11 protein-coding genes and 2 pseudogenes are annotated in these 12097 nt (G+C 60.3%); 10 read left to right on the top strand and 3 right to left on the bottom strand.

The genetic code is table 11. The features are described from left to right. Together DJ81_RS16810 and DJ81_RS19475 are read right to left on the bottom strand one after the other, a co-directional pair. A pseudogene (locus DJ81_RS16810) lies at positions 1-309 on the bottom strand (IS6 family transposase); the annotation flags it as partial. Positions 310-594: 285 nt separating this feature from the next. Beyond that, positions 595-1107 (bottom strand): hypothetical protein, encoded by a 513-nt coding sequence (locus tag DJ81_RS19475; RefSeq protein WP_212589850.1) that lies wholly within the window; start codon positions 1105-1107, stop codon positions 595-597. A 268-nt stretch (positions 1108-1375) separates the two neighbouring features. On the opposite strand from DJ81_RS19475, the gene DJ81_RS16800 reads away from it, so the two are divergent. The 10 genes and pseudogenes from DJ81_RS16800 (at position 1376) to DJ81_RS16755 (ending at position 11260) form a co-directional block, all read left to right on the top strand. Continuing rightward, positions 1376-2386, top strand: coding sequence for a HEAT repeat domain-containing protein (locus DJ81_RS16800; RefSeq protein WP_094590692.1), 1011 nt, complete (start codon positions 1376-1378; stop codon positions 2384-2386). Between the two features lie 60 nt (positions 2387-2446). Further along, the gene (locus DJ81_RS16795) at positions 2447-3634 is read left to right on the top strand and encodes an ABC transporter substrate-binding protein (RefSeq protein WP_094524378.1); all 1188 of its coding nucleotides are present in this window, start codon (positions 2447-2449) and stop codon (positions 3632-3634) included. A gap of 3 nt (positions 3635-3637) precedes the next feature. Further along, entirely contained in the window at positions 3638-4396 is a 759-nt protein-coding gene (locus tag DJ81_RS16790; protein ID WP_094590691.1) for an FAD-binding protein, read from the top strand. Positions 4397-4467: 71 nt separating this feature from the next. Continuing rightward, positions 4468-5712, top strand: coding sequence for an ABC transporter substrate-binding protein (locus tag DJ81_RS16785; protein ID WP_094590689.1), 1245 nt, complete (start codon positions 4468-4470; stop codon positions 5710-5712). A gap of 3 nt (positions 5713-5715) precedes the next feature. Continuing rightward, entirely contained in the window at positions 5716-6657 is a 942-nt protein-coding gene (locus tag DJ81_RS16780; RefSeq protein WP_141212010.1) for an FAD-dependent oxidoreductase, read from the top strand. A 93-nt stretch (positions 6658-6750) separates the two neighbouring features. Continuing rightward, positions 6751-7668: a hypothetical protein gene (locus tag DJ81_RS16775; RefSeq protein WP_094590687.1), complete on the top strand. Its 918-nt coding sequence runs from the start codon at positions 6751-6753 to the stop codon at positions 7666-7668. A 1-nt stretch (position 7669) separates the two neighbouring features. Further along, a complete protein-coding gene (locus tag DJ81_RS16770; protein WP_094590685.1) occupies positions 7670-8461 on the top strand; it encodes a hypothetical protein in 792 nt (263 codons plus the stop codon). A gap of 155 nt (positions 8462-8616) precedes the next feature. Further along, the gene (locus DJ81_RS16765; RefSeq protein WP_094524383.1) at positions 8617-9036 is read left to right on the top strand and encodes a metal-dependent transcriptional regulator; all 420 of its coding nucleotides are present in this window, start codon (positions 8617-8619) and stop codon (positions 9034-9036) included. Between the two features lie 497 nt (positions 9037-9533). Beyond that, complete coding sequence (locus tag DJ81_RS16760; RefSeq protein ID WP_094590683.1) at positions 9534-10460, top strand: MarR family transcriptional regulator; 927 nt, start codon at positions 9534-9536, stop codon at positions 10458-10460. After that, positions 10457-11260 (top strand): annotated as a pseudogene (locus tag DJ81_RS16755) (DUF6036 family nucleotidyltransferase). Before DJ81_RS16760 ends, DJ81_RS16755 begins: the two are co-directional and overlap by 4 nt. An 11-nt stretch (positions 11261-11271) precedes the next feature. On the opposite strand, the gene DJ81_RS16750 reads toward DJ81_RS16755, so the two are convergent. Further along, positions 11272-12003: an IS6 family transposase gene (locus tag DJ81_RS16750; RefSeq protein WP_094590681.1), complete on the bottom strand. Its 732-nt coding sequence runs from the start codon at positions 12001-12003 to the stop codon at positions 11272-11274. Between the last annotated feature and the right edge of the window lie 94 nt (positions 12004-12097).

The raw sequence follows: 12097 nt of genomic DNA, 5'->3' as shown, positions 1-12097 counted from the left end.
GGATCGACGGCAGCATACAGCCAATATTGCTCATCGTTGAGTCGGATCACAGTCTCGTCAACCGCAACGTGATCCGGACACCGACCACCTTCGGGCTGTAAATCGGCTTTGTGAACCCCCATTATGAACGGTTGACCGAGCACGTTTGACACCGAATATCCCAAGAATAGAAACTGTATTTGAAATTGATAGGCCAGCAAGATAGAGCTGAATACCGAGTTTCATGAGCAATCTCGGTGTCGCTTCGCGTTCCACAAAACCTAATTCGATCTGGTCGATACTACCGGTGAGGCGTGTGTTTTCGGGCATGAACCACTCAGAAAACACACCGCCTCACTATTCATCTTTATCTGAACACCACCCCGAAATAGGGGATAGTCGTGATGTCGACCGCACGGTAACCGGCCGACGGAACGATGCTTCGGATTCGATGACCGCGAGCAGCCGATCGGCCACTGTATCGAATCCATCGATCAGCTCCCCTTGCGTGAACTGTTTGATCGTTCTAAGATGCGTATCGCCGTGTGGACTGCTGTCCGAACCGTGTCGATACTGAAACCGAGCCGCTCCTTGCGGTGTCCCGCAGTTGACCATTCACATGAACGTCTGTGATTCGAAGAACTGCGTGTCTTCGTAGGTCGTGTTCGCAGCGCGACCGGAATCAAACTCATCGAAGCCGTGATCACGAGTGAGTCGAGTCGTCCGGTAGATTTGCTTGTCGGAGAATTCACAGCCAGCCGTCTCATCATCAGTGGAGAGGTCCACTTCGTCGACGATCTCTGCTTTCGACCGGACAGCGGGAGCTGAAAACTCGCGGTCGTGAGATTGTTTGATGACGAAGTGCGCAGCAACCTGGACGAACTCCCGAACGCCGTCGTCGAAGCGTTTCCGCCACGTACGGGACAACACGGATTCATCGGGGATGTGTTCCAAATCGAGTGGTTCGGCAAGTTCTTGATACCGAGCCAGCGCTCGATAGCTCTCACCTGTTGCCTCTCGGTAGATGGGGAGCCGAACCATTCCGAGAAAGGAGTGTGGAGCAGGGTGCCACTCTGGATAGCTATCGCTGAGGTATTCCGTCTGGATTGAACTATCTACAACGCTCAATAGCAGGGAGTCACCGTCTCGCAGCCGTTCAGTGATTTCGATTCCTGTGTTTTAGGCGTCGGTCATCCGGCAGGCACGGTCCGAGAGCGGGTCCAGCGTCTCCGACATTGATGCGCGCTTGTGTCGGCAGCATAGAGGTGGTCGCAGTCTCGCCTGCACCAGCACCTTTCCTCAATAGAGACGCTCAGTATAGGCTTCGCAGGGCAGCGCAGAACCACCGGATTGAAGCGATTGGTCGTGAAAGCCAGTAACATATCCGAACAGATCAATGAGTGACCCAGATCAGCCGCCACCGCCTGACCGCCTGACTACTCTTCTCGAGGAACAAGATCATAAAGGGACAGTGGGGTGTCTCGACCGACTCGGCGCAGCTGATACTGAGACCCGTAAGCGTGCGTTGAGAGCGGTTCGGGACGCCGCTGAAGACCTGCCACTCTCCTTTGAAGAGCTCACTAACCCGCTTTCCACCTTCCTGACCGATGATGATCGAGCAGTCAGATTGACGACCGCGAAGCTGTTCGTCACGCTCGCGCAGTCCGAACCGGCAGCCGTCCTGCCTGCCGTCGACGCACTCGCCGAGCGGTTGGCCGACGACGAGGAGTTCTACTATGTCCGTGCTAGGAGTGCCGAAGCACTCGGCTACGTCGCAGTCGAGTCACTCGAGGAAGTCACTGATCCAGAGACGCTGGCCGACCTCCGCATCGGACTGGAGTTCGACGAACCCGAGGTCAAAGAGAAACTCGCGAAGGCGCTGGCGTACGTCGCGCTCGGCGATCCGGCTCGACTCCGCCACCAGGTCGACTCGCTGGCCGAGCACCTCGGCGATGAAAACGAACTCGTCCGGTATCACCTCTGTACGGCATTGGTGGTCGTCGGGTGTGAGTATCCAGAAAAGCTTGCCGAGGCGGCGGAACCGCTCCAAGGGCGACTCGGTGATGAGGACCCGTACGTGCAGGGGCGGGCGGCCGAAGCGCTTGGACTACTCGCAGCGTCAGAGCCCGGAGTCGAGTCGGGGCCTGACCTCGATGATGTCGAGGCCAAGCACGAGGACCCACCGACCTTCCTGACCGACCGGCTAGAGTTCTGTCGGCGGCAGTTAGCCACCGAAAGATCTGGCGGGACTCCCGATGGAGTCGGCACGGTTGAGTCGATTCGAGACGGGACGGACGAAGTAGTCGAAGAAATGAACGCCCTTGACGGCGACGCATGTCCGCACTGCGGACTCGATCTGCCGAAGAGTGGGCCGCCGATGTGTCCGCGGTGCGGTACTCCTCGCTGACATTTTTTCGCCGGCCTAAAATTCGGAACGTTTTTCAATGTTTAGGTGGGCCTAAAAAATATGACAGACGATTCCAGCGGTCACGAGGCACCGACACGGCGTGACTACATGAAGTACGGCGGCGCAGTCATTGGCGGCGGACTACTCGCCGGGTGTGCGGGCCAGTCCGATTCCGACTCGACGCCGAACGAGACGAGCGCGGACGATCAGTCGACGACGGAGACATCGACAGAGACAGACAGCTCATATACTGTCGAGATGGCTCCGGTCGGGGAGGTGCAGTTCGAGGAGCCCCCAGAGCGGGTCACACACTACTTCCCTGACTACGCCGACATGGCCGTCGCGCTCGGCCACGGCGATTCGATCCTCTCGATGGGACTGCCATCGCGGTTCCACACCAGTCATTACGACGAACTCGACGGTGTGAGCGTCGACGCGGAGTCGCTGACGCGACTGAGCGACAGCGGCGTCGACAAGGAGCTCTTCTACGAGCTGGACGGCGATATCCATCTCATCGATCCGCAGTGGCTCATCAACAACGGCTCGTTCAAGCTTGAGGAGTCCGACGTCGAGGAAGTCAGTAGCAACGTCGCGCCGTTCGTCGGCAACACGATATTCCGCCGAACCGACGAGTGGCACGACTATCGGTACTACACGCTGTACGAGGCCTTCGAAAAAACCGCCCATATCTACCAAGAAGAAGAGAAGTTCACCCGGATTAAACAGCTCCACGACGAATTCATCGCTCGGGTACAAGCCGATCTTCCTCCAGCAGACGATCGACCGAACGCGCTATTGACGTTCGCTGCGGGCAACGAGCCGGAGGCGTTCTACCCCTACCGGCTGAGCGACCAAGGGGCGAACAAGAAGCATTTCCGCGATCTCGGCCTTAGCGACGCCCTCGCAGACACGGGAGTCGAGGGGCTCTCGACGACCGATCGGGGTCAGATCGACTACGAGACGATGCTCGAAGTCGACCCAGACTCCATTCTCGTCCGGGGACACGAAAACAAGAGCCACGGGGAGTTCGAAGACACTGTCTTGGCGTTCATGAAAGACCACGAGGCGGCTTCGGAACTCGCTGCTGTCCAGAACGACATGGTGTTCCGTGGTGGGCCGATTTACTCCGGGCCGTTACATAACCTGTTCCTGACTGAGCGCTACGCGAGGCTGTACTTCCCCGAGGTCTACACGGGCGAACTGTTCGACCGTCAGCGGGTCGCGGACATCATCAACGGCGACGTCTGACCAATGAGCACGACCAGCCCACCTGAAGTCGTCGTCATCGGCGGCGGTGTTGCCGGCCTGTCGACAGCCGTCTTCACCGCCCGACACGGGCTGGATACGCTCGTCGTTGCCGCCGGCGAGTCGATCCTCCGACGGAACGCCCACCTCGAGAACTCCCCCGGCTTCCCCGCCGGCGTCAACGGCCGCCAGCTACTCGATCTCCTCGAAAAACAAGTGGCCGGAGCAGGCTGCGAGCAGGTGACCGCGACCGTCGCAAGTGTCGAAGATACCGACGAGGGATTCGCCGTCGAGACCGACGCCGTCGACCGCTACCGTACGGAGTACGTCGTCGCGGCGACGAAGAACGCGGTCGGCTATCTGGCCGACGTCGACGGCGTCGGCATCAGCGACCGCGGGAAAGCGTTCCTCGACACGGACGAGCGCGGGCGCACCGGCGTCGACGGCCTCTACTCGGCCGGTCGGCTCGCCGAGAAGCCACACCAAGCAGCGGTCTGTGCCGGCCACGGCGCCGAGGTCGGCGTGACGATCCTCGAAGACGACGAGCGGCCGTTCTACCACGACTGGGTCGCGCCCGAGGGCTACTTTACAGACCGTGGGCGGGACTTGCCGCCCGGTTGTGAGGAGATCGACGAGGCGGAGCGGGCGGACCGCGAAGCGCGCTCGCTCGACGTAATGGGTGAGCGTTTTGCCGAGCCCCACCCGGACGAACAAGAAACGCACCCGCGTCTCGAAAACGAGGGGAACCATTCGGACGGAGGGTAGAGGCGACGCGAAGGGTCTCTCAGTAGAGCCCCATCGATAGTTTTTTTAATTTTTAGGCTGGCCTAAAACGTATGCCTGCTCACGACAGCAGTGATACCGGATCGACACGTAGAGGCTATCTGAAGTACGGGAGTACGCTACTGGGTACGAGTTTCTTGGCTGGCTGTACGGGGGGTGACGGTAGCGGGGCCACAGAGGAGCCAACGACCACCGGCGAGAGTGGGACCGATTCCGAAACCGGCGAGACCGAGACGGAGTCGACCGAGACCGATACCGGATACACCGCTTCCATCGTCCCCGCGGGAGAGGTCCACTTCGATGCCGTTCCCGAGACGTGGACGGTCTACAACGGCGGCTGGGCCGACATGGCGTTCGCGCTGGGGCAGCGAGAGGGGTTCCTCACCGCGGGCAATATGATTCCGGGGTTCTTTTTCGATCCGTTCGACATCGACGTCCCGGACCGGGACGCGCTCCCCTCGATGTGGTCCGAGGGCGGTTGGGACAAGGAGAGTTTCTACGAACTCGACCCGGACGTGTTCCTGATGGATCCGAACTACCTCCACGGGACCGGCTGGGACGACTCCTGGAGCAAGGACGACACGCAGGAGATCATCGAGAACGTCGCGCCGTTCTTCGGGAACAACTGCCGCCGCCGACGCGAGTTCCACGATTACAAACTGTACAGTCTCTACGGCGCGTTCGAGCAGCTCTCTCACGCCTTCCAAGAACAGGAGCGATACGAAGCGTTCGCCACGCTACACGACGAGGTGCAGTCAGAGATCGCTTCTCGTACGCCCGACGAACAGCCGACGATCGGCCTCGTCAACGGCGGCTCGGAACCCTCGAAGGGGAAATTCTTCCCGTTGAATACACAGGACGATGGGTACGAGATGAAGCCGTATCGGGATCTGAACGTCGCGAGTGCGTTCCCCCAGGAGATGGAAGACGGCGGGCAGATCGATTACGAAACGCTTCTCGAGGTGGACCCGGAGATTATCGTCGTCCACTGGGGTATCGGTACCACCGGCGACACGGATAGCTTCTCCGCCGAGGCATTTCGGGAGCAGTACGTCACTCCGATGGAGGAAGACTCCGTGGGACAGGAACTGACGGCCGTTCAGCAAGGCCGCGTGTTTCCGGGCCAGTACGGCGAGCAGGGCCCCATCGTGAACCTCCTGCAAACCGAGATGGTCGCACAGCAGCTCTATCCCGACGAGTTCGGTGCGTTCGACCCGGAGTCATTCCCGGAGGTCCCTGAGGAGAATCAGCTCTTCGACCGCGGGCGCGTCAAGGACATTATCGCGGGCGACATCTGAGGCATGGCACGCACAGACACTATCGGACCGACGGGAGCCGACTCCCCGGACTCCACACTCGATCACGACGTACTGGTCGTCGGGGGCGGAGCGGCCGGGCTGTCCGCAGCGACGTTTCTCGCACGCTACGGACTGAACACGCTCGTCCTCGCTCGTGGGAAGTCAGCCATCCAGCAATGTGCCGTCCTCGAGAATTTCCTTGGATTTCCGGTCGGTATCACGCCCGACCGATTTCTCGAACTGGGGCGAACACAAGTCGAGTACGAGGGTGGGACCGTCCGTGAGGAGACTGTCGAGCGCGTCGAGCGGGTCGACATCGAGGAGCCACCGACAGATGCAGGCGGTGAGCCGCTGGATTCGAATGGGTTCGAGATAGAGAGTGACGACGGCGACTATCGCGTCCGGTACGTCCTCGCCGCGACCGCGTACGACGGGGAGATGTTCGAGCCGTTCATCGAGGAGATAGAGACCGACGAGGCGTTCGGGATGGTCGACAGCGAGAACGGGCGCACGCCGGTCGACGGGCTGTACGCGGCCGGATGGATGACGACCGAAACGGTACATCAAGCCATCGTCAGTGCGGGCCACGGTGCGCACGCAGCGCTCTCGCTGATCCGGGACGATATCGCCGCCCGCTACTGGCCTGCCGTTGCGGACCACTACGTCGACTGGGTCGTCCACGACGGGCGATACGCCGGCGATGAAGCGTGGGACGACCACACCCGCGAGTGGTTCGAAAACGAGATTCTCGTTGACGACGTGGACTCCGGTTTGGCAGATGCGGCCCTCGAACATCTAAAATCCGAGTTCCTGGACCGACAGATCGGCACCGACGAGCGGGCGCGTCGGGATCGTGACGGACAGCGGGCACTGCTCGAGACGATGGACGACGATGTCGTCTCCGAATACGCTGCGAGCCTCGACACCACCGATGACAGAAACTGAGCGCCATCTCGTGGCTGTGACCGCTGGATTCGGGAGTCGCCACGCTGACTCTCCCCCACTCGATCAACACAGCGCGTAAGACACCAAACCACCATGGTCGGCCCAACACTCATCGACATCAGGGAACACATCGAAGCCCTCGCGACCGAGGACGGTCAGTACTACCTCCGTTGTGGGCGGATGGGCGACCGGCCAGTCCCAGCGGCCGGTACCCGGTTCCCGGATCGGGTCACCGCGCGAGCTGCCGCTCGCGCCACCGAGCAGTACCGCTCGGCACTACGACGCTACGACCCGCAAGTCCCATTCTACGACCTAATCGTCTGTGAGGAGACGGCCCAAGACACGACAGTAGCGCACGAACGTAACTCAGAGACAGACAGCCCACCAGACAGGCTCTCCGAGCCCGATCTCACCGACAGCGCCACGCCCGAGCGGCACGACCTCGTCGAGTTCTGTCACCGCGTCGCCGGCGCGGTCTTCGAGACGCTCTCCGAAGCGGGATACGACAGTGTCGAGGGCGCCGTCATGGACACGTACTTCGAGCTCGCCGAGACCGTCGGTGATCCCGACGAACTCTGTCTGTGTCTCCTCGGGAGCATGGCCAGCGAACTCGACGAGCGCCTGTTTCCTGCTGACCAGGCCGAAGTTCTCGCCGACGCTGCGACACGACTAGAGTCACCCAGCGAAGACGGTGATTCACTCGAGCGGAGCCTGACCGCGCTCCAGCAACGAGGTGTCATCGAGAGCTACACGCGCTCGCCGTACTCCGTTGACCTCGATGGGGGTTCAGGAGCCGTTGTCGTACAGATCTCTGGCTACGCGCTTTCAGCGCAGGACGGCCGACTCCCTGTGCTACCGTTGACGCTTGAACTCTGTCGACATCACGCGGAGCAGTCCCCACAGTCTGTTCAGGTGACCGCCGTGGACGGCGACTGGCAACTCACGTTCGGCCTCGCGGACACGGGAGAGCAGAACGGCCTCGTGAGTGCTCCAATCGAGGGAGAGGTGTGAGATGACCGTCGACACCTACATCGAGCAAGCGCGAACGCGCGCTCGATCCGAGCGGGAGCCCATCGACGAGATGCTGGACGCCTACGACACGTTCATCCGTCGGGTACAGAAGATACAGCCCGAGCAGACACCATCATCGGTCGCCAGCCTCTCGACAGCCGGTGGGGTCACCCACCTCTCCGCAGACGCGTCCAGTACCGATGGCTGTCGGCCTGTCCGAACGGTGTTCACCGAGACGATTCGCCCTCACAGCGTTGCCGACATCGACGAGACTGAGTCTTTGCTGAAAACGATCCGCGAGGAATTCACTGACGCAATCGCAGTCGCACTCGCTCCGACGACAGAGGCCTCATTCACCCCCGACCTCAAACGGATGGTTCTCGCCGAAGCACAATCTCGGCGGGCGGAAGCGACGGCGCTACAGAAAGCGCTCGAACGCGAGGAAGCGCACCTCGACGAGGCGGATGCAGCGGTCGACGACATCATCGCCTGGATCGTCGACGCGAACGAGACGCCGTTGACTGACCTCGGCTTCGATGCGCTACAACAACGTCACGAGACGTTGGCCAGCCATCGTGACTACTGTGAGGAGGTGGCTCGCGACCGGCAGGAATTCCTCCAGAAGACGACGAACAACGGTGTTGACGCCGGCATCCGTCACAGAAGCCTCATCCCGTACCTGTATCAGGATTTTTCGGTCGACCATCCGGTGCTCGCAACGGTCGCGACGCTCGATGAGACGTGTGAAGATTGCCAACGAACCGTGCGAGACCACTTGGTCCGGAGGGCATGACCGATGGGTGAGGGACCTCGTCGACAGCGTGCAAAGGCGTGGGCGTGGGTGTACGCTGCACTGTTCGGCCCCGATGACTGTTCTGATGCTGACACAGAAGACTGTGGCGAGGATTCGGCGAACAGCACTCTCTCACGAGACCAGCCGGACGAACGATGAGTAGAGCCGCACAGCATCTACTGGCCGTGTATATCCTCGGTCATCAGGACGATCCACCGATCCCGACGAATGCGGTGGCCGAGACGCTGGACCGCTCGCCGGCGACCGTCACTGAAACGTTCCAGCGACTCGAGGAAGATGGGCTCGTTGAGTACGAGGCGTACAACGGAGTGACTCTAACAGACGCAGGGCGCGAGCGTGCTGGAGAACTACACGAAACCTACGTGACCATCTCGTGGTTCTTCCGGAGCCTCTTGGAGTTAGACGACTACGAGAAGGAGGCGATGGAACTGGCCGGACTCGTGAGTCCGACCGTTGCCGAGCGCCTGGCGAACACATTGCCCATTGAGACGGACGCCCCATCACATTCCGACGGAGCAAACTCGTCGGCAGCGACCGATTACGAGAGTTCTTGACTACAACCGATATCGATGGGCGATGCTTCCTGACCCCGATATCGGTCAGCACAAGCAAGCGGTAGTGGGCGCCGTACGGTAGCGTGAGACCAAGTCGTATGACCAGCAGTGGTCCAGTCCCAAGTTCAGGCGATGCGAAAAATTGATACATTTCATTAATGATGCACCCATAGTCTCGGAATTTTGGCTACAAAGGCGCTGTAAGAGATATTTTTAGTCCCACGTAATACTAAGATTTATGATACTATGGTTCCAGCGTGAGAGTGTAATGAGCGCAGAAGGCTCCGGGCTCGACTCGTTGAGCGTGTTGACGATCTCCGTCGGGAGGTTCGCCGGTGGGGTCGGGGGTTCGTAGGACATCGGCTACTCTCGTGTTAACCAACACGACCCACGAGTCCATAGTTTTGTTGGTTAAGACAATGGGGACGGTTCTCGCGTTGCTGGCTGTAACACTACTCGAAACTTCTTTATACATAAGTTTCGTACTATGTTACACCGTGCTCCGGCGCATCGAACTCGAGGTCCTCGCCACGGTTGACCGCGGCGACACGATCTCCGAGCTCGCGACGAAGCTCGACCACAGCGAGAGTTACCTCTCTCGTGCCGTCGCCGAACTCGTCGAGAAGGGGCTCGTCTACGCGGAACGCGATGGCCGGCGAAAACGAGTCGTACCGTCGGATGCTCGCGCCGTCCAACTCTTTCGGAACCTCGTCCGCCAGCACTCCCACACCGACCTCCCCGAACTGCTGACCGGGAAGGCACTCGAAGTGCTGTACTACCTCGACCAGCCGCGAACCGTCTCCGAGATCGCCGACCGGAGCGACAACTACCGCAACACGGTCAACCGTGTCCTCAAGCGGTTTCGTGACCGTGGTCTCGTCGGGACGGCCGACGGACGCTACGAGTTCAACGCCGACTTCGACCGCCTACACGCGTTCGCCCGTGAACTCGCACACCATCTACATCGCCAACGTCTCGAGGCCGTCGCCCCGAAGGGCACGATTCTCTGGGAGGACTACGACGAATTCCTCGCACAGGCCGAAACGGAGATCGACGCGGAGGCGTTCCACGAAACCGGTCTCGCTCGATTCGCGGCCTTCGACCTCCAATTCCTGCTCACCGGCCACCGCTACTTCCTCTACTCCGAGGACCTCGACGCAGTCTCGCCGACGGAGCTCTGCTGTCACACGCTGCTAATCGACGACGGCAGCCGCCACCGCTCGTACTGTCTCCTCCTGCTCAGCCACGTCGACGTCGACGAGGAGGATCTCCGAAAGCAGGCGGCGAAGTATGGCCTCGAAGACGAAATCGACGCCTTGCTGCGCTACCTCGAGACGCACGGCGAGGTCGACGACGACCGGCTCCCGGAGTGGGACGAGTTCCAGGAGTTGGCGGCTGACTACGAGGTGCCACTCCCACAATGAGACCAACATTCGGCCGCGAGTACATCGAGAACGAATTCCAGCGAATCGGGGACGGGCTATCTGAACCGCTCACGGTCTACCTGATCGGTGGTGGCGTGATGTCGCTGCGCGACCTCAAGGGGGCGACGAAAGATATCGACCTGGTCGTCCCAGATGGCGACGTGTACGGCCAGCTGTGGGCCGTTCTGATGGGCCTCGGGTATACGGAGGTTCAATCGCTGGATCCAGATTACCGGGCGCTGGGGGCGACGAGCTGCGTCGAGAACGACGATGGGTGTCGCCTCGATATCTTCAACCAGCAGGTCGCGAACAAGCTCGTGCTCACCGACGGTATGCAAGAGCGCAGTGAGCGGTTCCTCAACCTGGATCGACTGACGGTCCGGCTGGTTAGCAACGAGGATATCTTCCTGTTCAAGGCGATCGCAGGCCGCGACGACGACATCGAGGACATGAATATGCTCGTGCAGGCCGGCCTCGATTACGACGTCGTCCGGCATGAACTCGAAGCCCAGATCGAACGCCTGGGGGACGATCAGTTCGCCACGTTCGCGAACGAGGCTCTAGTTGAACTTGAGGAGCGGTACGGGGTGACCACGCCGATTGAGGCCCGCGTCTAGGAGCTCACGAATAGGTACTACCGGGGGCTCGAAGTCCTCCAGGCACTCGATGAGCCGATGACCGTCGACGAACTGGCCGCCGAACTGGAGCGGGATACTGACGAGGTTCACGACCGGCTCGCGTATCTCTCAACGTTCGACCGGGTCCGTCGGATTGGCGACACAGTCCGTCCCATGGAGTAGTCCGGTCACGACTACGGGGAGGGAAGGCACCCATCAGGTCGTGGGACCCGCCCCTGCTTGATTTCGTAATCGACTCGTCGGAGGTGTTTACAGCCGGCCCCGGGCGCTCGCTGCTGCCAATCCGGACAAGTACACGACTCGCTGATCACGTCGACTTCGTACCAGTTATCGGACGCCGATCGGACCTCATAGCGGCCACCCTTTTCGAGCAGCGAGACGGCCACCGATTTGTCGACGGCATTCCGATTTCCATGTGTGACATGTTGGAATCGTAGCCCGTGGCGATGGCAGGCCGCTTGTAACCATGGAGCACCGTCGACCAGAAAGATCGCGTTGTCAACCTGATGTTTCTCACGCAGTTCTGAGAGAAACATCGAGGAGATCGCGTTCGTTCTCGTTGGATAGAGCCGAACGTGGAGCAGGCGGTTCGTGTCGGGGTCGACAGCAGCGTACAGCCAATATCGTTCAGAATTGAGCTGAATCACGGTTTCATCGACCGCAACGTGATTCGGATCGGCACCGTCTGTCGGCTGTAGATCGGCTTTTTGTACCCACCGATGGACAGTAGTTCGATGGCGATCGACACCCAACCTCTCAAGAATCGAGACGGTATCCGAAAGTGATAGACCAGCCAAATGGAGTCGGATACCGAGCTTCATCGCCGACTCGGGTGTCGCCTCTCGCTTCAGAAAATCTAACTCGATACAACCGCTATCGCCGCTGAGGCGGTCGAAACTGAGCATAGACCGCTCGACTTTTTGACCGCCTTATCTTTCGATCTTATATAAACACCGCCATGAGATACATTATTGCTGTTATAAACAGAACTCCGGCTAA

This window comes from Halorubrum sp. Hd13, assembly GCF_002252755.1.
Classification (GTDB): domain Archaea; phylum Halobacteriota; class Halobacteria; order Halobacteriales; family Haloferacaceae; genus Halorubrum.
The sequence above is the reverse complement of the archived record's forward strand: the minus strand, read 5'-3'. Positions and strand labels throughout refer to the sequence as shown.